Source organism: Pseudomonas lini, from assembly GCF_964063345.1.
Lineage (GTDB): Bacteria > Pseudomonadota > Gammaproteobacteria > Pseudomonadales > Pseudomonadaceae > Aquipseudomonas > Aquipseudomonas lini_B.
Genome location: NZ_OZ061318.1, coordinates 2728128 through 2754749 on the forward strand (window position 1 = coordinate 2728128; position 26622 = coordinate 2754749).

Genomic DNA, 26622 nt, shown 5'->3' on the forward strand with positions numbered 1-26622 from the left:
CTCAACACTCAACCGCGCTAACCGCCAACCCACCGCGCGATGTCTCTTTATATTTGTCGTGCATGTCGGCACCGGTATCACGCATGGTGCGGATCACCCGGTCCAGCGAGATAAAGTGCTGACCATCGCCGCGCAGCGCCATCTGCGCCGCGTTGATCGCTTTCACCGCGGCAATCGCATTGCGCTCGATGCACGGCACTTGCACCAGCCCGCCCACGGGATCGCAGGTCAGGCCGAGGTTATGTTCCAGGCCGATTTCCGCCGCGTTGCACAGCTGCTCCGGGGTGGCACCAAGAATCTCCGCCAACCCGGCGGCCGCCATGGCGCAGGCCGAACCGACTTCACCCTGGCAACCGACTTCGGCACCGGAGATCGAGGCGTTCTTCTTGCACAGAATCCCTACCGCTGCGGCACTGAGGAAGTAGTCGACCACGTTGGCATCGGTCACTGCCTCGCTGAACTTCATAAAGTAATGCAGCACCGCCGGAATGATCCCCGCCGCGCCATTGGTCGGTGCCGTCACCATGCGCCCGCCGGCAGCGTTTTCTTCGTTAACCGCCAAGGCGAACAAGTTCACCCATTCCATGGCGCTCAGGGTCGAGCCGATCACGTTGGGCTTGTTCAGTTCTTGCAGGCTGCGGTGCAGTTTGGCTGCGCGACGACGCACATTCAGGCCACCGGGCAGGATGCCCTCGTGCTTGAGGCCTTGCTCCACGCAATCTTGCATCGCGCGCCAGAGTTTCATCAGGCCGGCGCGAATTTCCTCTTCGCTGCGCCAGACTTTCTCGTTGGCCATCATCAGCTCTGCAACGCGCAGGTTGTGCTGCTTGCAGAGACTGAGCAGCTCGACGGCACTGGAGAAATCGTAAGGCAACACAGTGCGATCCAGATCCACCACGCCGCTGGAAGCTTGTGCCTCATCGACGACAAAACCGCCGCCGATGGAATAGTAGGTGTCGCGATGCAGCTCGCCGTGATCGCCTTCGGCAACCAGGGTCATGGCGTTGGGATGGAACGGCAGGTTCTCGTCGATCAGGCGCATGTCCCGGGCCCAGATGAACGGGACTGACAAGCGACCGTCGAGCAATAGCGTGCTGGTCTCACGCAGGGTCTCGATGCGGATGCCGATTTGCGACGGATCGATCGCGTCCGGCCACTCGCCCATCAGCCCCATGATCACCGCGTTGTCGCTGCCGTGACCGATGCCGGTGGCAGATAACGAACCATAAAGCTGAACTTCGACACGCGTTACTTGTTCCAAAAGACCCTGCTCGCGCAAACCTTGCACGAACAGCGCCGCAGCTCGCATAGGCCCCACGGTGTGTGAACTGGAAGGGCCGATGCCGATTTTGAACAGGTCGAAAACGCTGATAGCCATTACTGCTGAACTCCTGGATGTGCCTGCTCCAGGCGCAAAAGCGCCCAGTGACGGAGCTGCTACGCTCAAGCTGCAATCCGCCGAGATGGCCGCATCATCAGGCTTTTGCCATGTCGTTCGACGTCTCACACCGACGCACTCATGCCCGCTAGCGCCGCAAGCCGCTCATGCAGTGTTTTCGCCGTTTTTTTGCGGATCAGCGAGGCAAAACGGGCTGAAAAAAGCTGTAAACGACGTCACCGACACTGGATGCGACCATCCCTGTACTGGTTACGACGCCCCCTGTAGGCGTCAGATTTTCACTGGTACATGATCGTATCGACTCGATTGCAAGGCGCCGTGGTAGAGCTGTCTCCAAAACGCCATCCAACCGCAACAGATAAGTGCGGTGGTCCAGTCGGAACACTGCCAAAAAAAACACCAAGGAGTCGCCCCTTATGAAAGGTTCCCCGTCGTTGTTGTTGGCCGCCATGCTGAGTCTGCCGTTTCTGGCTCAAGCCGCAGAACCGGCTCAATGCAGCACCGTAAACTTCTCCGATGTCGGCTGGACGGACATTACCGTCACTACCGCCACCACCAGCGTCGTTCTCGATGCCCTGGGCTACAAGACCAAGACCACGATGATTTCCGTGCCGGTGACCTACAAGTCCCTGGCCGACGGCAAGAACATGGACGTATTCCTCGGCAACTGGATGCCGACCATGGAAAACGACATCAAGGCCTACCGTGATGCCGGCACCGTGGACACGCTGCGCGCTAATCTGGAAAACGCAAAATACACACTCGCCGTCCCCGAAGAGTTGTATAACAAAGGTCTGAAAGATTTCGCCGACATCGCCAAGTTCAAGAAAGAACTCGACGGCAAGATTTATGGCATCGAACCGGGTAACGACGGCAACCGCCTGATCCAGAGCATGATCGACAAGAACGCCTTCGGCCTGAAAGACGCCGGCTTCAAGGTGGTCGAGTCCAGCGAGGCAGGCATGCTCTCGCAAGTCGATCGCGCCCAGCGCCGCAACACCGCCGTGGTGTTCCTGGGCTGGGAACCACACCCGATGAACACTCGATTCAAGATGAAGTACCTGACCGGCGGCGACGAATACTTCGGCCCGAACTTCGGCCAGGCGACCATCTACACCAACACCCGCAAGGGTTACGCACAGGAATGCAGCAACGTCGGTCAGTTGCTGAAAAACCTGGCATTCACCCTCGACATGGAAAGCACGCTGATGGGCAACGTCCTGGACGACAAAATGAAGCCTGACGCGGCCGCCAAGGCCTGGCTGAAAAAGAATCCACAGGTGCTCGATACCTGGCTCGCTGGCGTGACCACCATTGACGGTAAACCAGGCCTGGAGGCCGTGAAAACCAAGCTCGCGCAGCCTTGAATTAGGAAGCATCGCTTACGCCGGGCGAGCCAGCTCGCCCGGGCTGTTTATTTCCTTGCATGCGGACGTTCACTACCATGCTGATTGATCAGAAAATACCCTTAGGCCAGTACATCGCGGGCTTCGTTGAATGGTTGACGCAAAACGGCGCCAGCACCTTCGACGCAATCGCCGTGTCACTGGAAACGATGATCCACGGCGTGACTTTCGCGCTGACCTGGTTCAACCCGCTGGCATTGATCGGCCTCATCGCGCTACTGGCACACTTCATTCAACGCAAATGGGGCCTGACCGTTTTCGTCATTGCCTCCTTTCTGCTGATCCTCAATCTGGGGTACTGGCAGGAAACCATGGAAACCCTCGCCCAGGTGTTGTTCGCCACCCTGGTGTGCGTGCTGATCGGCGTGCCGTTGGGCATCGTCGCCGCGCACAAACCGATGTTCTACACAGTGATGCGGCCGGTGCTCGATCTGATGCAGACCGTGCCGACCTTCGTGTACCTCATTCCTACCCTGACCCTCTTCGGTCTGGGTGTGGTCCCGGGTCTGATCTCGACGGTAGTGTTCGCGATTGCCGCGCCTATCCGCCTGACCTACCTGGGTATTCGCGATGTCCCGGAAGAACTGATGGACGCTGGCAAGGCCTTTGGCTGCTCGCGACGTCAGCTGCTCTCGCGAATCGAACTGCCCCACGCCATGCCAAGCATCGCGGCCGGTATCACCCAGTGCATCATGCTGTCGTTGTCGATGGTGGTGATCGCGGCACTGGTGGGCGCCGATGGCCTGGGCAAACCCGTGGTCAACGCACTGAACACTGCTGATATCGCCCTGGGCTTCGAAGCAGGCCTGGCGATCGTGCTGCTGGCGATCATGCTCGACCGTATCTGCAAACAACCCGACGCTAAAGTAGGGGGTGACGCATGAGCATTATTCGCTTCGAAGACGTCGACGTAATCTTCTCCAAGGATCCACGCGAGGCTCTCAAGCTGCTGGATCAAGGCATGACCCGTAACGAGATCCTGAAAAAGACCGGGCAGATCGTTGGGGTCGAAAAGGCCAGCCTGGACGTCGAAAAAGGTGAAATCTGCGTACTGATGGGCCTTTCCGGCTCCGGCAAGTCCAGTCTGCTGCGCTGCATCAACGGCCTTAACACCGTCAGCCGCGGCAAGCTGTTCGTCGAGCACGAAGGCAAGCAGATCGACATCGCCTCCTGCACCCCGGCAGAACTGAAAATGATGCGCACCAAGCGCATTGCGATGGTGTTCCAGAAGTTCGCCCTGATGCCTTGGCTGACGGTGCGCGAGAACATCAGCTTCGGTCTGGAAATGCAGGGTCGGCCGGAGAAGGAACGGAAGAAACTGGTCGATGAAAAACTCGAGCTGGTGGGCCTGACCCAATGGCGCAACAAGAAACCCAACGAGCTGTCCGGTGGTATGCAACAACGCGTTGGCCTGGCCCGTGCCCTGGCGATGGACGCCGACATTCTGCTAATGGACGAACCTTTCTCGGCCCTCGACCCGCTGATCCGCCAGGGTCTGCAAGACGAACTGCTGGAACTGCAACGCAAGCTGAGCAAAACCATCGTCTTCGTGAGTCACGACCTCGATGAAGCCCTGAAGCTCGGCAGCCGTATCGCCATCATGAAAGACGGCCGGATCATCCAGTACAGCAAACCGGAAGAAATCGTCCTGAACCCTGCGGACGATTACGTGCGCACCTTCGTCGCTCACACCAACCCGCTGAACGTATTGTGCGGTCGCAGCCTGATGCGCACCCTGGACAAGTGCAAACGCATCAATGGTTCGGTATGCCTGGATCCGGGCGGCGATTCGTGGCTGGACCTGGCCGAAGGCAACACCATCAAAGGCGCACGCCAGAACGGCTCGAGCCTGGACCTGCAGAACTGGATACCGGGGCAAGCGGTTGAAGGCTTGGGTCGTCGGCCAACGCTGGTGGACTCCAACATCGGCATGCGCGATGCGCTGCAGATTCGTTACCAGACCGGCAACAAACTGGTGCTGCACGACAACAACAAGGTTGTCGGGATTCTCGGTGACAGCGAGCTGTACCACGCGCTGCTCGGCAAGAACCTGGGGTAAGAAGCAGCAGACACAAAAACGCCGCGAGATGATCGCGGCGTTTTTGTTAATGCAGATATTTGGCTTGGAATACTGACAACTGGGGCGAGGGAGCTTGCTCCCGCTTGAGTGCGCAGCACTCACAAATTCTTGGGGTCGCTTCGCAATCCAGCGGAAGCAAGCTCCCTCGCCACAACAGCTTTACCGCATCACTTCTGATCTCAGCTATAGACCCGGCCAAGCAGCTGCCGATGGCTTTCAAACTGATCGAGCACGTCACGGGTGATCTGATCCTGAGTGAAGCCCATCAGGTCGTAGTCCTGGCTGCCGTTATGCAGGTAAACCTCGGCACGGTAGTAACGTGCGCGCGGTTCATCGGCACTTTCAGCAGACACCGTGTCACTCGCCGCCGCCAGATAACCGTCCAGGCTCACTTCGTAGACAAAAGGGTTGCCCTCTTCCATCTCGATCCGCACGCCCATGCAGCGTTTCGACTTGCCCAGCAACGTCTGCACATCCAGACCCTGAGCACGCAATTGCACAGCCGCATCTTCCAGCGCCGGGCTGACGTGCTTGTCCATGAAACGCTGAACGATCGACTGGTTCGGTTGCAGATCCAGTTGGGTCAAACGCTCGCTGAAACCACGACGACCACGCGCTGCCAGTTCCGCTTGCTCCTGTTCGATTTGCACGTCCTGGCGCATGGCCTTGTGCAAACCAAACATGAAGAACACCAGCACCACCGAGAACGGCAGCCCCGCCAGCACCACCATGGTTTGCATGGCTTCGAAGTTACCGGCGAACAGCAGACCGATGGTCACCAGGGTGATCACCGCCGACCAGAAAATCCGCAGCCAGTGTGGCGCATCTTCGTCGACGTTACCGCCCTTGCACGAAAGGTTGGCCATCATCACCGCGCCGGAATCCGCTGGGGTCAGGAACAGCACGAAGCCGACAAAAATCGACACGCCGATCACGATTTTCGACGCGGGGTAATGCTCAAGCAACTGGTAGATCGCCATCGACGGCTGTTCCAGCGCCGTCTTCCCGAGCTCCACCGCCCCATGGTTCATCACCAGGTCCAGGGCCGAGTTACCGAAGATCGACAGCCATGCCAGGGTGAAGCCCAGCGGAATCAGCAGCACGCCGGCCACCAACTCACGCACCGTGCGACCACGGGAAATACGCGCGATGAACATGCCTACAAATGGCGCCCAGGAAATCCACCAGGCCCAATAGAACAGGGTCCACAGGCCCAACCAGCGGTCGGATTTTTCACTGTCGCCTTCATACACATAGAGGTCGAAAGTCTTCAGCACAACGCCGTTCAGGTAGTCGCCGATGTTCTGCACAAAGCCGTTGAGCAGGTGCAGGGTCGGGCCGAACAGCAGCACGAAAATCAGCAGACCGCTAAACAGCACGATGTTCAGGTTGGACAGGCGGCGGATGCCGTTTTCCACACCAGACACAGCGGCGATGGTCGCCACGGTGCTCATTACGATGATCACGATCAGCAGGTTGGTATTGCTGTGTTCCATGCCGAACAGGTTTTCCAGCCCCGACGACACTTGCAGCGAACCGATCCCCAGGTTCGTCACCAACCCCAGCAAGGTCACGAACATGCCGAAGCCGTCCACCGCATGACCGGCTGCGCCTTTGACCCAACGCTCGCCGACCAGCGGATACAACGCCGACCGCAATGCCAGCGGCTGGTTATGACGGTAGGCAAAGTACGCCACGGCCAAGCCGACCAGTGCGTAGATCGCCCAGCCATGCAGGCCCCAATGCAGGAACGTCAGCTGCACCGCCTGACGCGCGGCAAGGTTGCTGCTGGCCACGCCTTCTGGCGGATTGAAGTAATGGTCCAGCGGCTCGGAAGCACCGAAGTACAGCAACGAGATGCCGATACCCGACGAGAACAGCATCCCCGCCCAGGCGCCATAGCTGAAATCCGGGGTGTCGTCCTTGCTGCCCAGTTTGAGTTTGCCGTAGGACGAAAACGCCAGGCCAACCACAAAAACCAGATAAGCGGCGATCACCACCATGTAGTACCAGCCGAAGCTGCGGGACAACCAGGCCTGGGCAATGCCAAGCATTCTGCCGGCCTCTTGCGGGGCGATGATCAGAATGGCGGTCAACAGCAGAATCAACGCGGTAGAGGTGTAGAACACCCAACCGTTGACCGTCACCTTCTCGGGTGGGGTCTTTATTAGAGAGGCAGAACTCATGGCACAGATGCTCCAGGCAGTGCGAGAGAAGAACACAAGGCAACGCGTTACCCGACCAATCGGTTAGTTGGCAGCCGACCGGCGGGTGATATAAAGACACCCCGAAAAAAGCCCGAAACCCTTGGGACGCTTGCGCGTATGGGTTTCGAGCATTTTTGGATGTCGTTTTTCCGCCAACTACACGTAGGAAAAACCTGTAGGTAGCGACGATTTGTCGCAGATCTTATTCTTTGTTGATTGAACGTTCAATCAAAACAAAATAGACTGGCCCTCAATCCGGTAGCCGTTTTTCGTCCACCGGAAGGCCTAAGGAGATGTGCAAGATGCCCAAGGTCGGTATGCAACCCATCCGCCGCCAGCAATTGATTGAAGCCACGATGCAGGCTGTCGATCAGGTCGGCATGGGGGACGCCAGCATTGCGCTGATCGCCCGTTTGGCCGGTGTCTCGAATGGCATCATCAGTCACTATTTTCGGGACAAGAACGGCCTGATCGCCGCCACGGCGCAGTACCTGATGAGCGTCCTCAGCGAGAACGTCACCGCGCGCCGTCAGGCACTGGAGGACACGAGCCCACGGGCTCATCTTCAGGTGATTATCGAAGGCAACTTCGACGCCAGCCAGGTCAATGGCCCGGCAATGAAAACCTGGTTGGCCTTCTGGGCCACCAGCATGCACCACCCGTCATTGCACAGGTTGCAGCGGATCAACGATCACCGTCTGTATTCCAACCTGTGCTGCCAGTTCCGCCGTGTGTTGCCGCTTGATCAAGCGCGCAGCGCCGCCCGCGGCCTGGCAGCCCTCATTGACGGTTTGTGGTTGCGCGGCGCGCTGTCGGGAGATGCTTTCGACACCGGGCAGGCGCACCAGATCGCTTACGAATACATGGATTTCCAACTGGCCAAGCAGGTGAGTTAGAGCACACATAAAAGCGCTCAGCCCCTGAACCGCTACCGACCGCGATGCCAACGCTATACGGCACGCCCGGTGGTCAACGCCAACCACTTATGCACTTGCGAGGACTTTATGGCCCGTTTCGAACTGCAAAAACTCTACATCGATGGCGGCTACAGTGACGCCAGCAGCGACGCCACTTTCGAAGCCATCAACCCGGCTAACGGTGAAGTCCTCGCAACCGTACAACGTGCGACCCAGTCAGACGTTGAGCGCGCTGTGGTCAGCGCCGAAAAGGGCCAGAAAATCTGGGCCGCGATGACCGCCATGGAGCGTTCGCGCATCCTGCGTCGTGCCGTCGACATCCTGCGCGAGCGCAACGATGAACTGGCCGCCCTGGAAACCCTGGACACCGGCAAGGCGTACTCCGAAACCCGTTACGTGGACATCGTTACCGGCGCTGACGTGCTGGAGTACTACGCAGGTCTGGTACCGGCCATCGAAGGCGAGCAGATTCCACTGCGCACCACGTCTTTCGTTTACACCCGTCGCGAGCCATTGGGCGTGGTGGCCGGTATCGGCGCGTGGAACTACCCGATCCAGATCGCTTTGTGGAAATCCGCACCTGCCCTGGCGGCCGGTAACGCGATGATCTTCAAGCCAAGCGAAGTCACCTCCCTGACCACCCTGAAACTGGCCGAGATTTACACCGAAGCTGGCGTTCCGGCTGGCGTGTTCAACGTTCTGACCGGCAGCGGCCGTGAAGTCGGCACCTGGCTGACCGAGCACCCACGCATCGAAAAAATCTCCTTCACCGGCGGCACCGACACCGGCAAGAAGGTCATGGCCAGCGCTTCCGCTTCGTCGCTGAAAGACGTGACCATGGAACTGGGCGGCAAATCCCCGCTGATCATTTTCGACGACGCCGACCTCGATCGCGCCGCCGATACCGCGATGATGGCCAACTTCTACAGCTCCGGTCAGGTCTGCACCAACGGCACTCGCGTGTTCGTACCGAGCCACCTGAAAGCCGCGTTCGAAGCCAAGATCGTTGAGCGTGTTGCCCGCATTCGCGTCGGCAACCCGCAAGACGAAAGCACCAACTTCGGCCCGCTGGTCAGCTTCGCCCACATGGAAAGCGTGCTGGGTTACATCGCCAAAGGTAAGGAAGAAGGGGCTCGCCTGCTGTGCGGCGGCGATCGTCTGACCGACGGTGAATTCGCCAAAGGCGCGTTCGTGGCACCGACCGTGTTCACCGACTGCACCGACGAGATGACCATCGTTCGCGAAGAAATCTTCGGCCCGGTGATGAGCATCCTGACCTACGAAACCGAAGAAGAAGTGATCCGTCGTGCCAACGACACCGAGTTCGGTTTGGCCGCTGGCGTCGTCACCAAAGACCTGAACCGCGCTCACCGCGTGATTCATCAACTGGAAGCCGGTATTTGCTGGATCAATGCCTGGGGCGAGTCCGACGCCAAGATGCCGGTCGGCGGCTACAAGCAGTCGGGTGTTGGCCGTGAGAACGGCATCAGCTCGCTGAACAACTTCACACGCATCAAATCGGTACAGGTCGAACTGGGCGATTACGCCTCGGTTTTCTAAGGCGGCATTTGCTTCGCCTGCAAGATCGCTATCGCAGGCAAGCCAGCTCCCACAGGTTTGGCGTCGTTCGCCAAATCTGCGGTGCCCCCAATCCCTGCGGGAGCGTGGCTTGCCCGCGATCGAGTGCGAAGCACTCGCCGACCTGACCAACTTCAAAGAGGGTGCATTCAATGTCCCAAGAATTCGATTACATCATCATCGGTGCCGGCTCGGCCGGTAATACCCTGGCGACCCGTCTGACTGAAGACGAAGGCGTCACCGTCCTGCTGCTCGAAGCGGGCGGCCCGGATTACCGTCTCGACTTCCGCACGCAAATGCCGGCCGCCCTGGCGTTCCCGCTGCAAGGTCGTCGCTACAACTGGGCGTATGAAACCGATCCAGAGCCACACATGGACGGTCGCCGGATGGAATGCGGTCGCGGCAAGGGCCTGGGTGGTTCTTCGCTGATCAACGGCATGTGCTACATCCGTGGTAACGCCATGGACTACGACAACTGGTCGAAGCTGCCCGGTCTGGAAGACTGGAGCTACCTCGACTGCCTGCCGTATTTCCGCAAGGCGGAAACCCGTGACATCGGCCCGAACGACTACCACGGTGGCGACGGTCCGGTCAGCGTGACCACGCCGAAAGCCGGCAACAACCCGCTGTTCCACGCGATGGTTGAAGCCGGCGTGCAAGCCGGTTACCCGCGTACCGAAGACCTGAACGGCTACCAGCAAGAAGGTTTCGGCCCGATGGACCGCACCGTGACGCCGAACGGCCGTCGCGCCAGTACCGCTCGCGGTTACCTGGACGTCGCCAAGAAGCGTTCGACCCTGACCATCGTCACCCACGCGCTGACCGACAAGATCCTGTTCGAAGGCAAGCGTGCGGTTGGCGTGCGTTACCTGATCGGCGCCGCTGAAGAGCGCGTTGAAGCCCGCGCCCGCAAGGAAGTGCTGCTGTGCTCCGGCGCCATCGCTTCGCCGCAGATTCTGCAACGCTCCGGCGTCGGCCCGGCCGAACTGTTGAACAAGCTCGACATTCCGGTGGTCCACGACCTGCCGGGCGTTGGCGAAAACCTGCAGGATCACCTTGAACTGTACCTGCAATACGCGTGCACCCAACCGGTCTCGCTGTACCCGTCGCTGCTGCTGCACAACCAACCGGCCATCGGTGCCGAGTGGCTGTTCAACGGCACCGGCATCGGCGCCAGTAACCAGTTCGAAGCCGGTGGTTTCATCCGCACCCGTCCGGAATTCGATTGGCCGAACATTCAGTACCACTTCCTGCCGGTGGCGATTAACTACAACGGCAGCAACGGCGTGAAAGAACACGGCTTCCAGGCGCACATGGGTTCCATGCGTTCGCCAAGCCGCGGTCGCATTCAGGCCAAGTCCAAGGATCCGCGCGAGTACCCGAGCATCCTGTTCAACTACATGGCCACCGAGCAGGACTGGCAGGAGTTTCGCGATGGCATCCGCCTGACCCGTGAAATCATGCAACAGCCTGCACTGGACGCCTTCCGTGGTCGCGAAATCAGCCCGGGCATCGAGGTGCAAACCGATGAGCAGCTCGATAAGTTCATCCGCGAGCACGCCGAAACCGCGTTCCACCCATCCTGCTCGTGCAAGATGGGCACCGACGAGATGGCCGTGGTCGATGGCGAAGGTCGTGTGCACGGTATGCAAGCCCTGCGCGTGGTCGATGCCTCGATCATGCCGATCATCACCACCGGCAACCTGAACGCGCCAACGATCATGATGGCGGAGAAAATCGCCGACAAGATCCGCGGTCGCAAGCCACTGCCGCGCAGCAAGGCCGCCTACTTCGTGGCCGGTGATGCACCGGTGCGTGGCAAGCCGTTGCGGGATGTGAGCCTGACGGCGTAAGGCTTTATACCGCGTCACGGCTAATCGCGGGCAAGCCCGCTCCCACAGTAATTTGTGGCGTACACGTAATTTGTGTGCGGCGCTGAAACCTGTGGGAGCGGGCTTGCCCGCGATTAGGCCCTACAATCCAGCACACATCTTCCTGCCAAACACAGTAATCCCTCCCTGCACAGATCCAAACTTGATCCTACCCCCTCGCAGGCCTAATCTAGCCCCACGCAAACGCCTCACCCCCTCGCAATACCGATACATCGCCACTCCATACCAAGGAGGTTCCCGAATGTTCGATTTCCCCCCCCAGCTCAAGCAGCGTTTTGCTGCCTTGCGCACGGGCGCTGAATTCTTTTCGCTGCGTTATGTACGCGAGTCCGGCCAGTACCTGTCGGTGCGCAAGAACGTCGCCGAACCACCAAGCTTGAGCCGTGACGAAGGCGCGATGCTGACCGTTCGGGTCAATGGCGTCGAAGCCTATGCCGCGACCAACGATCTGTCCCAATCCGGCCTGCAAGCCGCGCTGGAGAAAGCCGAGCAACAAGCCCGTCGACTCAAGCCCCACGCCCTGCTCGACCTGCGCGAGCAAGCCGTCTCCAGCGACCGCGCCGACTATTTCTCGCCCAACTTCGACCAGCCCTTTGCGTCCCTGAGTGACTGCTACCAATTGCTCGGCGCCGAATCCGCCGCCGTGCCCAAGGACGAGCGACTGGTGAACTGGCAGGCAAGCATCGGCATCACCAACGTCGAGCAAATCTACCTCAACAGCGCCGGCGCCGAATTGCGTCAGGCCCAGCGTTTCGTTTACCCGAGCATGGACGTCACCGCCTACGACGGCAGCGACAGCCAGACCCGCACCCTCGGCCGCGAGAATTTCGGCCAGCAGGGCGGCTTTGATGTGATCAGCCGTTGCGGCCTGATCGGTGCCGGCCCGAAAGTCGCCGATCAGGCGCTGCAATTGCTGCTGGCGCCAAACACCCCGCAAGGGCCGCGCGATCTGTTGTTGATGCCCGACCAGATGATGCTGCAGATCCACGAGTCCATCGGTCACCCGCTGGAACTGGACCGCATCCTGGGCGATGAGCGCAATTACGCCGGCACCAGCTTCGTCAAGGCAGAAGACTTCGGCAGCCTGCAATACGGCTCCGAACTGCTCAACGTGACGTTCGACCCGGACATCCCCGAACAGCTCGCCAGCTACGGCCATGACGACGACGGCAGCGCCGCCAGCAAGCAATTTCTGATTAAAGAAGGTTTGCTGCTGCGCCCATTGGGCGGCGCGCTCTCGCAATTCCGTGCCGGCATGGACGGCGTTGCCAACAGCCGCGCCTGCGGCTGGAACCGTCCGCCGATCGACCGTATGGCCAACCTCAACATCGAGCCCGGCGATCAGCCGCTGGAACAACTGATCGGCAATATCGAGCACGGCATTTTGATGAGCACCAACCGTTCGTGGTCCATCGACGATGCGCGCAACAAATTCCAGTTCGGTTGCGAATGGGGCCAGTTGATCGAAAACGGCGAACTCAAGGGCGTGGTGAAGAACCCGAACTACCGGGCGATTTCCGCACAGTTCTGGAAAAGCCTCAGCGCCGTCGGCGATGCCAACACCGTCAAAGTGCTAGGCACGCCGAACTGCGGCAAGGGCGAACCGAACCAGGTGATCCGCGTCGGCCATGCGTCGCCGGCCTGTGTGTTCAGCCATGTGGATGTGTTTGGGGGAGATGCCTGATGAGTACTTCCAAGGGTCAGGCTAAGTCATTCAAGGACCTGGTCAATTGGCTGCGCGAAGCAATTCGTGGGCCGGAGAAATTCACCCTCGGCTACGCCGCCGAGTCGTCGGCTTTCGTGCGCTTCAACCATGCCAAAGTCCGTCAGGCCGGGCAGGTGCAGCAGGCGAGTGTCGGGTTCAAACTGATTAACGATGGTCGTCATGCCGATCTGAATATCACGCTGTCGGACGACCCCGAAATCGATCTTCAGCGTCTGGCCGAAGGCCTGCAACAGTTGCGCGAAACCCTGCCACTGTTGCCTCAGGATCCATACCTGCAGCTTAACCAGAACGACTGGCAGAGCAACAACGTGCAGGAGCATCCGCTGCCGGACACCGAGCAAGTGGTCGCTGAAATCACTCAGGCTGCCGAAGGGTTGGATCTGGTCGGCTTCTATGCCGCCGGGCCGATCAGTCGCGGTTTCGCCAGTTCCTCGGGCGCGTTCGGCTGGCATCAGGCCAACAGCTTCAACTTCGATTTCAGCCTGTTTCATGAAAACGGTCAGGCAGTGAAAGCCAGTTATGCCGGGCACGACTGGAACAGCGAAGGGTTTGCCAGGCGCTTCCAGCAGGCCCGCGAGCAATTGGCGTTTCTGGGTCGGCCATTGCGCACGCTGCCGCCCGGCGAATACCGCGCCTATCTGGCGCCGGCAGCGCTGGAAGAGATCATGGGCATGTTGAGCTGGGGCGGGTTTTCGGCGCAGGCGATTGCCAGCAAACAGAGCCCGTTGCAGAAGCTCTACGCCGGCGAAACCTGTTTCAGCCCCGACGTAGGGTTGAGTGAGCAGGTCAGCGGTTCCTTGAGCCCGGCGTTTTCCGACGAAGGTTATCCTCGCGATGATCTGGGGCTGATCGCCAAAGGCTTGGCCAATGCCCGACTAATCAGTTCCCGCAGCGCCGCTGAATACGACCTTACTGCCAACGGCGCCAGCAGCCACGAATATCCGACGGCGCTGGTCATGCAAGGCGGCAATCTGGAGCAGGCGGACATCCTCAAGCGCCTCGGCACAGGGCTCTACATCAGCAACCTGTGGTACCTGAACTACTCGGACCAACCGGCGGCGCGCCTGACCGGCATGACCCGGTTTGCGACCTTCTGGGTCGAGAACGGCGAGATTCAGGCACCGGTCAGCACCATGCGTTTCGATGACAGCGCCTACAGCTTGCTTGGTTCGCAGCTGGAAGCGTTGACCGAGGAACGTGAGTTGTTGCTGTCGGCGAGCACCTACAGTCAGCGGGCGACTGCTTCGGCGTTGTTGCCGGGCGCGCTCGTCAGCCGTCTTACGTTGACGCTGTAAACACAAACCTGTGGTGAGGGGGCTTGCCCCCGTTCGGCTGCGTAGCAGTCGTAAATCCTGCAAATGCGATCTTTCTGGTGAAATGCGTTTGCCGGTTTTGGGGCAGCTTCGCAGCCCAACGGGGGCAAGCCCCCTCGCCACAGGGACCGAGCACTACCTGACAAAGAGGTCCCATGCCCAACCGCCCACCTCTCGACGCTGTCACCGCCCGCTGGGTACCGTGGGTTGTGGCCATTGCCTTCTTCATGCAGTCCCTCGACGGGACGATCCTCAACACCGCCCTCCCCGCCATGGCCCGGGATCTGGCCGAAGACCCGCTGCGCATGCAGGGCGTCATTATCGCCTACATGCTCACCGTCGCCTTGTTGATCCCCGCCTCCGGCTGGATCGCCGACCGCTTCGGCACCCGGAAAATCTTCTTCGGCGCGATCCTCCTGTTCAGCTTCGGCTCATTGCTCTGCGCCTTGTCCAGCACCCTGAGCATGCTCATCGGCGCGCGGGTGATTCAGGGCCTGGGCGGCGCCTTGATGTTGCCGGTCGGACGACTGGTGGTGCTGCGCGCGTATCCGCGCTCGGATCTGGTGCGGATCATGGGGTTCATTACCATCCCTGGCCTGCTTGGCCCGCTGATCGGCCCGACCATGGGCGGCTGGATGGTGCAATACCTGACCTGGCACTGGATCTTCCTGATCAATTTGCCGGTGGGCGTCCTCGGTTGCTACGCGGTATGGAAATTCATACCCGACCTGCGCGGCACTGAGCGCACCCGCTTCGATAGCCTGGGCTTTTTGCTGTTCGGCGCGGCGATGGTGCTGATCACCATCGCCATGGAAGGCCTCGGCGAACTGCACCTGCCGCACTTGCGGGTAATGTTGCTGCTGTTTGGCGGCATGGCGTGTCTGGCGGCGTATTGGCTGCGGGCCGGGCACGTAGACAATCCGTTGTTCGCACCCTCGCTATTCAAAACCCGGACCTTCGCCGTGGGCATCCTCGGTAATCTGTTCGCTCGCCTCGGCAGCGGCGCATTGCCGTTCCTGGTGCCGTTGCTGCTGCAAGTGGCGCTGGGTTATTCGCCGTCACAGGCAGGGATGAGCATGCTGCCCCTGGCTGCGGCCGCGATGGTCGCCAAGTCGGTGGCGCGGCCGCTGATCGAACGTTTCGGCTACCGCACCGTGCTGACCGGCAACACACTGGCGCTGGGGATCATGCTGGCAAGCATGGGCCTGGTCAGCGAGCAGACGCCGTATTGGCTGCTGCTGGCTCAGTTGGCAGTTCTGGGGGCGATCAACTCCTTGCAGTTCACCGCGATGAACACCGTCACGCTGATCGACCTCGACGACGCCAGCGCCAGCAGCGGCAACAGTTTGCTGTCGGTGGTCGCGCAATTGTCCCTGAGCCTCGGTGTGGCCTGCGCCGGCGCCCTGCTCGGCGGCTTCACGGCGGAGATCGGCAACGACGGCGTGGACACGGTCCTGGGCGCGTTCCAGCTGACGTTTGTGACGGTCGGAATCATGGCGATGCTGGCTGCAACGATCTTCTCGCAGCTGTCTAGAACTGACGGACGGCGAGACAGGCATCCGGAAGAACACATCGAGCCTTAGTTTCCAGACGATAAGTGACTGCGCTCGACCATGCTGCGTTGAAAACAGGCTCGAAATGCTCATTGGCTAAAGCCGAGTCGAGTGCGACCCCAGCCGTTTCTCACCTATTTTCGCCTTGCCTGGTCTGCGCTCGGCGACTTCTCGTCTGGAAACTACGGGCGAATGGCCATGGGACTGATACACTGCGCGACATTTTGTTTTGCAGGCCAGTCCCGTGACCACCATCGCCACCGCTTTTAATACTTTGCCGCTGTCCGCCGCCATGCTGGCTAACCTCGACTCCCTCGGTTATGCCCAGATGACGCCGATCCAGGCGCAAAGCTTGCCGGTGATCCTCAAGGGGATGGACCTGATCGCCCAGGCCAAGACCGGCAGCGGCAAGACCGCCGCCTTCGGTATCGGCCTGCTGAACCCGATCAATCCGCGCTTCTTCGGTTGCCAGGCGCTGGTCATTTGCCCGACTCGCGAGTTGGCTGACCAGGTTGCCAAGGAAATCCGTCGTCTGGCCCGTGCCGAAGACAACATCAAGGTTCTGACCCTGTGTGGAGGCGTGTCTTTCGGCCCGCAGATCGGCTCGCTGGAGCACGGCGCGCACATCATCGTCGGCACCCCGGGGCGCATCCAGCAGCACCTGCGCAAGGGTTCGCTGGTGCTCCATGGCCTGAACACGCTGATCCTCGACGAAGCCGACCGCATGCTCGACATGGGTTTCTACGATTCCATCGAAGAAATCATCGCCCAGACCCCGGAGCGCCGCCAGACCCTGCTGTTCTCCGCCACGTACCCGGTGGGCATCAAGCAACTGGCGTCGAAATTCATGCGCACCCCTCAGATCGTGAAGGCCGAGGCGTTCCACGACGATACGCAGATCGAGCAGCGCTTCTACGAGATCTCTCCGGAAGAGCGTATGGACGCGGTGGTCAAAGTCCTCGCGCATTTCCGTCCGGCGTCCTGTGTAGCCTTCTGCTTCACCAAGCAGCAGGTTCAGGAAACCGTTGATCACCTGACCTCCAAAGGCATCTCCGCCGTCGGTCTGCAGGGGGATCTGGAACAGCGTGACCGCGACCAGGTATTGGCCATGTTCGCCAACCGCAGCACTTCAGTGCTGGTCGCCACCGACGTCGCCGCTCGCGGTCTGGACATCGATATGCTGGACATGGTGATCAACGTCGAACTGGCCCGTGACTCGGAAATCCACATTCACCGTGTCGGCCGTACCGGTCGTGCCGGTGAGAAAGGCATCGCGATCAGCCTGGTCGCCCCGTCCGAAGCCCACCGCGCCCAGGCCATCGAGCAACTGCAGAAGTCGCCGTTGAGCTGGGATCAGTTGGACAACCTCAAGTCCCAGGGCGGCGCACCGCTGCTGCCGGTAATGAGCACGCTGTGCATTGGTGCGGGCCGTAAAGACAAGGTTCGTCCGGGCGACATTCTCGGTGCACTGACCGGCGATGCCGGCATCCCGGGCGCCCAGGTCGGCAAGATTGCGATTTTCGACTTCCAGGCCTATGTGGCCGTGGAACGCGGAATCGCCAAGCAAGCCTTGCAGCGCCTGAACGACGGTAAAATCAAAGGCCGCTCGTTGCGCGTGCGCATCCTGTAAGAACAGCGCACTTCCCTGTGGGAGCGAGCTTGCCCGCGATGAGGCCTGCACATTCAACATCAATGTTGTCTGTCAGTCCGTCATCGCGAGCAAGCCCGCTCCCACATTGGTTTGCCGGTGAATTTGAAATTTGTGTGAGGACACCGTTTTGCGCTCTACCGAAGTCGTGATCATTGGCGCTGGCGCCGCAGGGTTGATGTGTGCGCTGACCGCCGCCGGGCGCGGGCGCAAAGTGATGTTGCTCGACCATGCGAACAAGGCCGGCAAGAAAATCCTGATGTCGGGTGGTGGTCGCTGCAATTTCACCAACATGTACACCGAACCGAACAATTTTCTCTCGCAAAACGAGCACTTCTGCAAATCCGCGCTGGCGCGCTACACCCAGTGGGATTTCATCGGTCTGGTGGCCAAACACGGCGTGCCGTATCACGAGAAGAAACTCGGCCAGTTGTTCTGCGATAACAAATCCAGCGACATCCTCGAAATGCTGCTCAATGAATGCGATCAGGTCGGCGTCAGCCTGCACCTGGACACCTCGATCCAGACGATCGAGAAGCTTGAAAGCGGTTACCTGCTGGACACCACGCTGGGGCAAATTACCTGTAAATCTCTGGTGATCGCCACCGGAGGCCTGTCGATTCCGACCCTCGGCGCCACCGGTTTCGGTTATCAAGTGGCCAAGCAGTTCGGCCACGATTTGCTGCCGACCCGCGCTGGCCTCGTGCCGTTCACCATTACCGATCAGCTCAAGGAGCTTTGCACCGAGCTGTCCGGTACGTCGGTGGATTGCCTGGTGAGCTGCAATGACCAGAGTTTCCGCGAGAACATCCTGTTCACCCACCGCGGCCTCAGCGGGCCGGCGATCTTGCAGATTTCGTCGTTCTGGGAATCCGGCGACACGGTGGAAATCAACCTGATGCCGGACCACGACGCGCCGAGCTGGCTGCAACAGCAGCAGGTCGAACGCCCGAATAGCGAGTTAAAAACCCTGCTCGGTGAAATCTTCACCAAGAAGATGGCCAACCTGCTGGCTGACAACTGGTTCGTCTCCAAACCGATGAAGCAGTACACCCACGCCGAACTGGCGGACATCGCCGAAAAACTGGCGAGCTGGAGAGTCGTGCCGGCCGGCACTGAAGGCTACCGCACTGCTGAAGTGACCCTGGGTGGCGTCGATACGCACGAAGTGTCGTCCAAGACCATGGAGTCGCTGAAAAGCCCTGGTTTGTATTTCATTGGCGAAGTACTCGATGTCACCGGGCATCTGGGTGGTTTCAATTTCCAGTGGGCCTGGGCCTCCGGTTACGCCGCCGCGCAATTCGTGTGACTCACGCAACCCGAATGTGAAATGCGGTCAATGTGGGAGCTGGCTTGCCTGCGATAGCGGTCTGACAGCCAACATAGATGTTGAATGTACCGGCCTCTTCGCGGGCAAGTCGGATCGCCGCACCGCCGCTCCCACAGGTTTCTCTGCCAACCACAGAATATTTGATCGGCAACAGATCCCTCGTCCTCCCGGGAACAGATTTTGCTGTCGAATGTGATCGGCGCCATTGCGTCGGCGTCATTAGTGGCTCAATTTAGCGTCATTGCCTCGGAAGGCCTTCGCACTTCATGTCATCGACCACATTTCGGCAGTCTCTGCGTCGCCTCTGGGCGCTGGATAAATTCAGCTACAGCGTGCGGGTATTCATCGCCCTGACCGGCAGCATGGCGCTGTGTTGGTATCAGGATGAAATGGGGCTGCTGATCCCGTTGTTCCTGGGGATCATCGCCAGCGCCCTGGCCGAAACCGACGACAGTTGGCAGGGTCGCCTCAACGCACTGGCCGTGACGCTGGTGTGTTTTATGGTCGCCGCCCTGTCCGTCGAACTGCTCTTCCCCTACCCCGTCCTCTTTATCATCGCCTTTGCACTGGCCAGCTTCTGCCTGACCATGCTCGGCGCGCTGGGCGAACGTTATGGCGCGATTGCTTCGGCGACGCTGATTCTGTCGGTCTACACCATGATCGGCGTGGACCAGCGCGGTGGCGCGGTCACTGATTTCTGGCACGAACCGGTGCTGCTGGTGGCCGGTGCGGCTTGGTACGGCTTGCTCTCGGTGCTGTGGCAGGCGCTGTTTTCCAACCAGCCGGTGCAGCAAAGCCTGGCGCGGCTGTTCCGTGAACTGGGTTATTACCTGAAGCTGAAATCGTCGTTGTTCGAACCGATCCGGCAGCTGGACGTGGAAGCGCAGCGGCTGGAGCTGGCCCAGCAGAACGGTCGGGTGGTGGCGGCCCTGAACGCCGCCAAGGAAATCATTCTGCATCGGGTCGGCGACGGTCGACCGGGCGTAAAAGTCAGCCGTTATCTGAAGCTGTACTTCCTCGCCCAGGATATCCACGAGCGCGCCAGTTCCTCGCACTACCCCTACAATGCGCTGGCCGAAGCGTTCTTCCACAGCGACGTACTGTTCCGCTGTCAGCGCCTGCTGCGCCAGCAAGGCAAGGCTTGCCGCGCGCTGGCCGAATCGATCCAGATGCGCCAGCCGTTCATCTATGACGCAAGCTTCGCCGAGGCCCTGAACGACCTGCACGCTTCCCTCGAACACCTGCGCATCCAGAGCAATCCGGCCTGGCGCGGTCTGCTGCGTTCGTTGCGAGCATTGGCTGCCAACCTCGGCACCCTCGACCGTTTGCTCAGCGACGCCAGTAACCCCGATGCGCTCGCAGACGCCACCGATAGCAGCTTGCTCGACCGTTCGCCACGCAGCCTCAAGGATGTCTGGATACGCTTGCGCACGCAGCTGACGCCGACGTCCTTGCTGTTCCGCCACGCCCTGCGCCTGCCCCTGGCATTGAGCATCGGCTACGGCATGGTGCATTTGATCCACCCATCGCAAGGTTACTGGATCATCCTCACCACGCTGTTTGTCTGCCAGCCGAACTACGGCGCCACCCGCCGCAAACTCGGGCAGCGAATCATTGGCACCGCCATTGGCCTGACCGTGGCCTGGGCGCTGTTCGATCTGTTCCCGAACCCGTTGATCCAGTCGAGCTTCGCCATTGTTGCCGGAGTGGTGTTCTTTACCAACCGCACCACCCGCTACACCTTGGCGACTGCCGCGATCACGCTCATGGTGCTGTTCTGCTTCAACCAGGTGGGCGATGGTTATGGGCTGCTTCTGCCCCGACTGTTCGATACCTTGCTCGGCAGCCTGATCGCCGGGCTGGCGGTATTCCTGTTCCTGCCGGACTGGCAGGGTCGACGCCTGAACAAAGTGCTGGCCAACACCCTCACCTGCAACAGCATTTACCTGCGCCAGATCATGCACCAATACGCCGCCGGTAAAAGCGACGACCTGGCTTATCGCCTGGCCCGACGCAACGCGCACAACGCCGATGCCGCGTTGTCGACGACGCTGGCCAACATGCTGATGGAGCCCGGGCACTTCCGTAAGGAAGCGGATGTCGGGTTCCGTTTCCTGGTGCTGTCGCACACCTTGCTCAGCTATTTATCGGGGCTGGGAGCACACCGCGAAACCCAACTACCGTCGGATGTGCGCGAGCATTTGATCGACGGCGCCGGTGTGAACCTGGCCGCCAGCCTCGACGAAATCGCCAAAGGCCTCACAAGCAAGCAGCCGGTTGCGATTCAGAGTGATGAGGAAGAAGCCCTGGCCAATACGCTTGAGCAGATGCCGGATGAGATCGATGAAGGGCAGCGGTTGGTGCAGACGCAACTGGCGTTGATCTGCCGGCAGCTGGGGCCGTTGCGGACGTTGGCGGCGCATCTCATCAAGGACACTAGCGAAGCCTGAGATTTTGTAGTGACTCGCCTGACGTCATCGCGGGCAAGCCACGCTCCCACAGGTTTGTGCAAGTCCTGTGGGAGCCGGGCTTGCCCGCGATGGCGCCAGCAGCTTCAACACAAACACTGGATCAACCCCATTACATCCCATGCTGCTTGAGCAACTCCTCATAACTCCCATCAGCCTTCATCGCCGCAATCTCACGGTCGAACCCGGCGACGATCTGTTCATGCTGCGGGTTCTTCAGGCTCACCAGAATATGCAGGCTGTTCTCGCTCAACGGCTTGGGCAAAAACTCCACGGCATTGCGCACCCTGGATGATTCCCGAGCCAGGTAATACCGGGCGACGAACTCGTCTTCCAGGGTCAGCTTGACCCGGTCGGCCGCGACCATGCGCACGGCCATGGCGAAGCTATGCACGGGGACTTTCTGCAGCGACACATCGTCGTCGAATGCTTGCGAATAGGCATAACCGCGTACCACCGCTATCGGGTAGGTGTTCAGTTGTTGCAGATTGCTGAATTCGATCGGCGTGTCTTTGCGCTTGAGAAAGCGCACGCGGTTGAGCAGGTACTCGCCGGAAAACTGCCCCAGTTTCGTGCGCTCGTCGGTGTACCAAGCGTTGACCAGCACGTCGTAACGCCCCTCGCCTACCCCAAACAAGGCTCGCGCCCAGGGCACTTGTTCGAAATCACTGGCATAACCGGCTCGTGCCAGCGCGGTGCTGACGATGTCTGTGGCCAATCCGCCATTGGTCAACGTCGCGTCGGTAAAAGGTGGCCAGACATCGGCTACCAGACGCAGCTTTTCCGCTGCCGCGCCCTGTGTCAGCAACAGCAATCCAATCAAAGCAAACGCTCGATGCAATCGCGGCATGCCAGAAAATCCTTAGCGGGCGGACTGCCCGACGTGTTTCTCAGCCAAAACTCCAAGGCCCCTCTACCGGCGAAACCCAGGTCCTCACATTAGCTTATCGACAACATTGCACAGAGCTTCATCGCAGATTACACAAAGAAGACAATCTCGCGAGAAATGAATGATGGCATTTTGGCCTTTGTCACAGATTTCGCTGCCATCAAGACATTCCGCATCCGGACGCTTAGTATCGGAGCTACGTTGCTCAAGGAATCTGAAGATGACAATCGATTGGGTCTGCAAACACCACAGCGATCTGGGGAAAGAGCAGCTGTATGCCATTTTGCAGCTGCGTGCCGAAGTATTCGTCGTCGAGCAGAAATGCCTTTATCAGGACATCGATGGCCAGGACCTGGAAGGTGATACCCGCCATTTGATGGGCTGGGACGGGGATCGACTGGTGGCCTATCTGCGCTTGCTCGACCCGGAACTACAGGGCGGCGACGTGGTGGTTGGCCGGGTGATCATTGCTCCTGCTGCACGCGGCACCGGGCTTGGGCATGAGATGATGAGCCAGGCGTTGAAACAGGCGCAAAAGCACTGGCCTGAAGTGCCGATCTACCTCTCGGCCCAGGCGCATTTGCAGGGGTATTACGGGCGGTACGGGTTTGTGGTGGTGGGTGAGGAATATTTGGAGGATGACATTCCGCATATCGGGATGCGCCGATCTTGAGGGCCTCTTCGCGGGCAAGCCCGCTCCCACAAGGATCAGTGGTGTGGCTACCTTCTATGCCACACCGTTGAACCTTGTGGGAGCGAGCCTGCTCGCGATGACGTCAGCCCTGTCACCGCAGGCATTCAGGGATATTCCAACACCGCTTTGATCTGCCGCAGATTGCGCTCGATCCACCCCCGATCAATCGCCCCCCACTCGCGAATCCGATAACGCCCCGCATGGTTGCGCGCGCCTTCTTCCTGCTCGAATTCACAAACGATATCCAGATCCGCCAATGCCGCGATGGTGTCTTGGGCGGTACGCCGGGGCATGCCAGTCACTTCGGTCAACGCCGGGACGCTGCTGGCCAGTCCACTGTCGATCAGGTACGCCACGTACAACCGGCGGTAAAAACTGCTTTTAGTCTTGCTCACGTCCATCCGCTATTCCCCGCCCCCTGATGACCCCAAAAGATCGCAGGCTTGAAGAACGATAACAAGCCATTAACCTCAATCACAAGACCACCCCCGCAATCGCTGCAGACTATCTGTTTTGATAGTGTACATTCAGCGAATTCTCGGACTAGATTCCAGTCAACTAATCTATGCGCTCTTCATTGTGCGCCACTGAAGCCTTTTTAAAGCACTGGCGAAGAGCTAAATGTCGTTTTTGGGAGAACAACAATATGACTGTATTTGAACCTGGCGCATGCGTTCGCCTGCGCTCGGGGGGAAGGAGGATGGTGGTAAAATCTCCATCATCCGATGTCCATTTGCTCACGACGTCCCTGGTACCGTGTGAATACCGTGCAAAACACCGAATTGTCCAAGGATTTTACGCAGCATGCGATCTGATCGCCACACCTGACAACCTCCCACTCAAGCGACCATATGAACAAATAGGTTGAACACCTTTTTATGGGTACTGAACGACACCATTCAACCCTAAAGCCTTACGAGTAAGGTCGCCAAGATCGATAGTCAATGCAACAGCCTTTTCGACCCCAATTTGCAGTGGTGTGCCTAGACGACCGATATCCAGCCCCGCCTTCAACAACATCCGTTCAATACCTACCGTCGTTACTGTCACATAAGTTTTTATACCATTACGGATACCAAAAGAAATGACTTCCTTGATCGCCTCGAAGGTTAAATTTGAAAACTGCATTGTTGACTGTTGCCCTGCAGCGACAGCGAATCGACTGAGTTCCCACACATCGCTGGCTTCAGGAGCCGTCGCGGCAAGAAGCTCAGGAAATGTATCCTTGAGCATGTAAGGACCGGTCGTAGGTAACAATCTCCAGCATCCTTGGACATCATTCGGCTGAGCCTGGCTATTGATCAGCATGTAAAACGGATTAAGCGCATCGTATCCATCGATTTCCATACCGGCAATCAGAGTGACGTCCCAACCTTTTTTATACTTGAATACTTGGGCACGCAACGTGTGCATGGCTTGAAGTTTTGAGCCATCGAACTCTGTACGCCGTGCGATTTCATACTGCATGAACAGCTCCTCAATTGACTGGCTAGCCAGACAAAGCTATTCAACTTCAACTTGGTTTTCACCTATCCAATGCAGTAGTTCCTTGAGGAAAAATATTCTGCTACCGTAAAGGCAACCGACCTGCCTTTCATACAGTTATAAGTCCTAGCGCTATCGCTTTAACGGCAGCGGCACGCCGAGTATTAACTTTGAATTTTGACCTTATGTTCTTAATATGATAGTCAATATTCGCCTCAGAGCAATTGCAGATTTTCGAAATCTCCCATGTAGACTTCCCGATCGCACTCCACTTTAAAATTTCCATTTCACGCGGAGAAAGCATGATATCAGGCTCAGCTTTATGGCTCCGTATAAAACCAAGCGCCTTCTGAAACAACGAATCCTTTAAAAAACTGATCTCCATCAATTTACTGTGAATAAATTTTTCGGCATCCGCATTCTCTGCATCGACTTGCAGGCTTAACATCCCAAACTCGGCAGCTGGGCCATGAAGCGGAAATGTCACACCCGACGTCAAATTGAAAGACTTGGCTTCTTCCAGAAAGCACTTCTGCCGGGGTGTCACATACAAATCGTCGTGCCAGATGACATGCCTGACACTACTTCGCGCGTGTGCAACCACAGGATCTATATCAGTATATCCATGGGCGTCGTACTTATCACGCCAAATCGAGGAATAACTGGTCAGAATGATTGCTTCATGCAGCGGAGACTGAGCACTGTCGATAATGCCAAGAAGTGTTTGCTCAAAGCCCATAAAATGGGCTGTTTCGATAATCAGGCTATGCCAACTTTCAATATCCGTTGCTGATTCTAATTGCACTACTCTCTCGAGAAAATCCATTTCCAACACCTCTCCCTTTGCGCCGCATACTACCACGCACGTTGCTACATTCTCAATCCACCAGCAAGCAGTAGATGCAAAAACTGTCAACCTTAAAGCGCCCGCACTAGCTATCAAAACAGATAGTGTTCAAGGACCACTTTGCTTGCTAAGTTCAATCAGTATTTTTTATCATCATCGAGACCCAGTGACCTATGACCACTTCCACTCAGAGCGTCAGTGATTTTTACAGCCGGTTTTCGGCAAGTTATACGCAATACGCCAACGGCACTTCGACACTTGAAGAGATTATCGACCTCAAGGCCTGCAAGGCTGACCACCCTTTCTCCTGGAGCGACTTGCAAACTTGGCAAGCCCTGCAGGAGTCCATTGATGCGATCATTCTTGAAAAAGAAAAATCCGGAGAACCCCGGGCTCTTCAACTGCTGGACGTGGGTTGTGGCGATGGAATGTGGGCCATCAGAATCGCAAACTATTGCCTGCAACAAGATATCGCCATAGATATTGAATGCCTGGACTTGTCTATGGACATGCTGCTGCAAGCCGAAAATATGTTTTCAGCTTATATAGAAGCGCGCAAGGGTACTGCTGCACTCTCAGTGACTTACACACAGTGTGATTTGACAAAGGGACTGGCGAACTCGCTTCGACATACAACTTATGATTTGACCCTGTGCCTTCACACTGTCTTGAATCATGTACCGAGTGAACACCTGGCATTCTGTATTTCAGAGCTTATCGAATACAGTTCCGGCTTTCTTTACTTCTCGGTCAAGCCGCCCTTCAGTCGCCCGACGTTCTACGCCGCCCCAATGTCTGAGATCTTGCATTATGAAAGGCGCGACGAGCATCTCTATGCCCTGGACCGGAAGGGTCACTTCCATGTCGTTCGCTCTAACCTGATTTCACGCAAACAGCTGGATGAACTGTTGAGCGGGCATCCCGTGAGCTATGACTTCGTTGCACTGGATGTGCTGATATCGCGCTTCCTGCCGGACCCTAGATGGCTAGGTGATGAAAAGCACACCAGCTCTCTTCCGATGGATGATCTTCTCGCGCTGGAAGCAAGAACCGGCCTCAATCCGAAATACCTGGATTTTGCCAATCATATTCTCGCGGTGGTCAACACACGTCAGTAGCAGGACGGTACAGATAACAAGCCAGCCGCCGCACTTCGTATCAAAGAAGTGCGGGGCGGTCATGGGTAGCCA

General features: G+C 58.5%; 20 protein-coding genes. 14 read left to right on the plus strand and 6 right to left on the minus strand.

Features of this window, described 5'->3' with window-relative positions; all coding sequences use genetic code 11:
* Position 1: 1 nt before the first annotated feature.
* Positions 2 to 1378, minus strand: a complete 1377-nt coding sequence (locus AB3226_RS12360) for an L-serine ammonia-lyase (RefSeq protein WP_367373247.1) — start codon at positions 1376 to 1378, stop codon at positions 2 to 4.
* Between the two features lie 437 nt (positions 1379 to 1815).
* Between AB3226_RS12360 and AB3226_RS12365 the strand changes: the two genes are divergently transcribed.
* The 3 genes from AB3226_RS12365 to choV all read left to right on the plus strand — a co-directional run bounded on the left by AB3226_RS12365 (position 1816) and on the right by choV (position 4864).
* Positions 1816 to 2766 (plus strand): choline ABC transporter substrate-binding protein, encoded by a 951-nt coding sequence (locus AB3226_RS12365; protein WP_367373248.1) that lies wholly within the window; start codon positions 1816 to 1818, stop codon positions 2764 to 2766.
* A 77-nt stretch (positions 2767 to 2843) separates the two neighbouring features.
* Positions 2844 to 3689, plus strand: a complete 846-nt coding sequence (gene choW, locus AB3226_RS12370) for a choline ABC transporter permease subunit (protein ID WP_038983589.1) — start codon at positions 2844 to 2846, stop codon at positions 3687 to 3689.
* Positions 3686 to 4864: a choline ABC transporter ATP-binding protein gene (gene choV, locus AB3226_RS12375; protein ID WP_367373249.1), complete on the plus strand. Its 1179-nt coding sequence runs from the start codon at positions 3686 to 3688 to the stop codon at positions 4862 to 4864. Before choW ends, choV begins: the two co-directional genes overlap by 4 nt.
* 200 nt (positions 4865 to 5064) lie before the next feature.
* Here choV and AB3226_RS12380 read toward each other — a convergent pair whose 3' ends face one another.
* Positions 5065 to 7014 (minus strand): BCCT family transporter, encoded by a 1950-nt coding sequence (locus tag AB3226_RS12380; RefSeq protein WP_367375787.1) that lies wholly within the window; start codon positions 7012 to 7014, stop codon positions 5065 to 5067.
* A gap of 380 nt (positions 7015 to 7394) precedes the next feature.
* Here AB3226_RS12380 and betI point away from each other — a divergent pair, with 380 nt between their 5' ends.
* The 9 genes from betI (at position 7395) to yccS (ending at position 21499) form a co-directional block, all read left to right on the plus strand.
* The gene (betI, locus tag AB3226_RS12385) at positions 7395 to 7988 is read left to right on the plus strand and encodes a transcriptional regulator BetI (protein WP_367373250.1); all 594 of its coding nucleotides are present in this window, start codon (positions 7395 to 7397) and stop codon (positions 7986 to 7988) included.
* Positions 7989 to 8096: 108 nt separating this feature from the next.
* Positions 8097 to 9569 (plus strand): betaine-aldehyde dehydrogenase, encoded by a 1473-nt coding sequence (gene betB, locus AB3226_RS12390; RefSeq protein ID WP_367373251.1) that lies wholly within the window; start codon positions 8097 to 8099, stop codon positions 9567 to 9569.
* Between the two features lie 170 nt (positions 9570 to 9739).
* Positions 9740 to 11440 carry a choline dehydrogenase gene (betA, locus tag AB3226_RS12395; RefSeq protein ID WP_367373252.1) on the plus strand — a complete coding sequence of 567 codons (1701 nt, stop codon included), beginning with the start codon at positions 9740 to 9742 and terminating at the stop codon, positions 11438 to 11440.
* A gap of 280 nt (positions 11441 to 11720) precedes the next feature.
* Positions 11721 to 13163 (plus strand): TldD/PmbA family protein, encoded by a 1443-nt coding sequence (locus AB3226_RS12400; RefSeq protein ID WP_367373253.1) that lies wholly within the window; start codon positions 11721 to 11723, stop codon positions 13161 to 13163.
* Complete coding sequence (locus tag AB3226_RS12405) at positions 13163 to 14500, plus strand: TldD/PmbA family protein (protein ID WP_367373254.1); 1338 nt, start codon at positions 13163 to 13165, stop codon at positions 14498 to 14500. The genes AB3226_RS12400 and AB3226_RS12405 overlap by 1 nt, the downstream gene beginning before the upstream one ends.
* Positions 14501 to 14673: 173 nt before the next feature.
* Positions 14674 to 16101 (plus strand): multidrug transporter subunit MdtD, encoded by a 1428-nt coding sequence (mdtD, locus tag AB3226_RS12410; protein WP_367373255.1) that lies wholly within the window; start codon positions 14674 to 14676, stop codon positions 16099 to 16101.
* Positions 16102 to 16363: 262 nt separating this feature from the next.
* On the plus strand, positions 16364 to 17701 hold the full coding sequence (dbpA, locus tag AB3226_RS12415; protein WP_229768771.1) for an ATP-dependent RNA helicase DbpA: 1338 nt from the start codon (positions 16364 to 16366) through the stop codon (positions 17699 to 17701).
* 148 nt (positions 17702 to 17849) lie between these two features.
* Positions 17850 to 19028: an NAD(P)/FAD-dependent oxidoreductase gene (locus AB3226_RS12420; RefSeq protein ID WP_367373256.1), complete on the plus strand. Its 1179-nt coding sequence runs from the start codon at positions 17850 to 17852 to the stop codon at positions 19026 to 19028.
* Between the two features lie 287 nt (positions 19029 to 19315).
* Positions 19316 to 21499: a YccS family putative transporter gene (yccS, locus tag AB3226_RS12425; protein WP_367373257.1), complete on the plus strand. Its 2184-nt coding sequence runs from the start codon at positions 19316 to 19318 to the stop codon at positions 21497 to 21499.
* 130 nt (positions 21500 to 21629) lie between these two features.
* Here the strand turns inward: yccS and AB3226_RS12430 are convergent, their stop codons facing one another.
* Complete coding sequence (locus AB3226_RS12430; RefSeq protein ID WP_367373258.1) at positions 21630 to 22367, minus strand: substrate-binding periplasmic protein; 738 nt, start codon at positions 22365 to 22367, stop codon at positions 21630 to 21632.
* Between the two features lie 259 nt (positions 22368 to 22626).
* On the opposite strand from AB3226_RS12430, the gene AB3226_RS12435 reads away from it, so the two are divergent.
* Positions 22627 to 23079, plus strand: coding sequence for a GNAT family N-acetyltransferase (locus AB3226_RS12435; RefSeq protein WP_367373259.1), 453 nt, complete (start codon positions 22627 to 22629; stop codon positions 23077 to 23079).
* 125 nt (positions 23080 to 23204) lie between these two features.
* Here the strand turns inward: AB3226_RS12435 and AB3226_RS12440 are convergent, their stop codons facing one another.
* The 3 genes from AB3226_RS12440 to AB3226_RS12450 all read right to left on the minus strand — a co-directional run bounded on the left by AB3226_RS12440 (position 23205) and on the right by AB3226_RS12450 (position 25411).
* Positions 23205 to 23501, minus strand: coding sequence for a helix-turn-helix domain-containing protein (locus AB3226_RS12440; RefSeq protein ID WP_007894945.1), 297 nt, complete (start codon positions 23499 to 23501; stop codon positions 23205 to 23207).
* A 475-nt stretch (positions 23502 to 23976) separates the two neighbouring features.
* Positions 23977 to 24567: an acyl-homoserine-lactone synthase gene (locus AB3226_RS12445; RefSeq protein WP_367373260.1), complete on the minus strand. Its 591-nt coding sequence runs from the start codon at positions 24565 to 24567 to the stop codon at positions 23977 to 23979.
* Positions 24568 to 24694: 127 nt separating this feature from the next.
* A complete protein-coding gene (locus tag AB3226_RS12450) occupies positions 24695 to 25411 on the minus strand; it encodes a LuxR family transcriptional regulator (protein ID WP_367373261.1) in 717 nt (238 codons plus the stop codon).
* 194 nt (positions 25412 to 25605) lie between these two features.
* Between AB3226_RS12450 and AB3226_RS12455 the strand changes: the two genes are divergently transcribed.
* Positions 25606 to 26550 (plus strand): class I SAM-dependent methyltransferase, encoded by a 945-nt coding sequence (locus AB3226_RS12455; RefSeq protein WP_367373262.1) that lies wholly within the window; start codon positions 25606 to 25608, stop codon positions 26548 to 26550.
* Positions 26551 to 26622: the final 72 nt, after the last annotated feature.

Excerpts from the sequence above, each read along its gene's own strand:
- dbpA (WP_229768771.1), top strand. The coding sequence starts at position 16,364 with ATGCTGGCTAACCTCGACTCCCTCGGTTATGCCCAGATGACGCCGATC.
- betA (WP_367373252.1), top strand. The coding sequence starts at position 9,740 with ATGTCCCAAGAATTCGATTACATCATCATCGGTGCCGGCTCGGCCGGT.
- AB3226_RS12365 (WP_367373248.1), top strand. The coding sequence starts at position 1,816 with ATGAAAGGTTCCCCGTCGTTGTTGTTGGCCGCCATGCTGAGTCTGCCG.
- betB (WP_367373251.1), top strand. The coding sequence starts at position 8,097 with ATGGCCCGTTTCGAACTGCAAAAACTCTACATCGATGGCGGCTACAGT.
- AB3226_RS12400 (WP_367373253.1), top strand. The coding sequence starts at position 11,721 with ATGTTCGATTTCCCCCCCCAGCTCAAGCAGCGTTTTGCTGCCTTGCGC.
- choW (WP_038983589.1), top strand. The coding sequence starts at position 2,844 with ATGCTGATTGATCAGAAAATACCCTTAGGCCAGTACATCGCGGGCTTC.
- AB3226_RS12405 (WP_367373254.1), top strand. The coding sequence starts at position 13,163 with ATGAGTACTTCCAAGGGTCAGGCTAAGTCATTCAAGGACCTGGTCAAT.
- AB3226_RS12455 (WP_367373262.1), top strand. The coding sequence starts at position 25,606 with ATGACCACTTCCACTCAGAGCGTCAGTGATTTTTACAGCCGGTTTTCG.
- AB3226_RS12430 (WP_367373258.1), bottom strand. The coding sequence starts at position 22,367 with ATGCCGCGATTGCATCGAGCGTTTGCTTTGATTGGATTGCTGTTGCTG.
- AB3226_RS12445 (WP_367373260.1), bottom strand. The coding sequence starts at position 24,567 with ATGCAGTATGAAATCGCACGGCGTACAGAGTTCGATGGCTCAAAACTT.
- AB3226_RS12435 (WP_367373259.1), top strand. The coding sequence starts at position 22,627 with ATGACAATCGATTGGGTCTGCAAACACCACAGCGATCTGGGGAAAGAG.
- choV (WP_367373249.1), top strand. The coding sequence starts at position 3,686 with ATGAGCATTATTCGCTTCGAAGACGTCGACGTAATCTTCTCCAAGGAT.
- AB3226_RS12360 (WP_367373247.1), bottom strand. The coding sequence starts at position 1,378 with ATGGCTATCAGCGTTTTCGACCTGTTCAAAATCGGCATCGGCCCTTCC.
- AB3226_RS12440 (WP_007894945.1), bottom strand. The coding sequence starts at position 23,501 with ATGGACGTGAGCAAGACTAAAAGCAGTTTTTACCGCCGGTTGTACGTG.
- yccS (WP_367373257.1), top strand. The coding sequence starts at position 19,316 with ATGTCATCGACCACATTTCGGCAGTCTCTGCGTCGCCTCTGGGCGCTG.
- mdtD (WP_367373255.1), top strand. The coding sequence starts at position 14,674 with ATGCCCAACCGCCCACCTCTCGACGCTGTCACCGCCCGCTGGGTACCG.
- AB3226_RS12450 (WP_367373261.1), bottom strand. The coding sequence starts at position 25,411 with ATGGATTTTCTCGAGAGAGTAGTGCAATTAGAATCAGCAACGGATATT.
- betI (WP_367373250.1), top strand. The coding sequence starts at position 7,395 with ATGCCCAAGGTCGGTATGCAACCCATCCGCCGCCAGCAATTGATTGAA.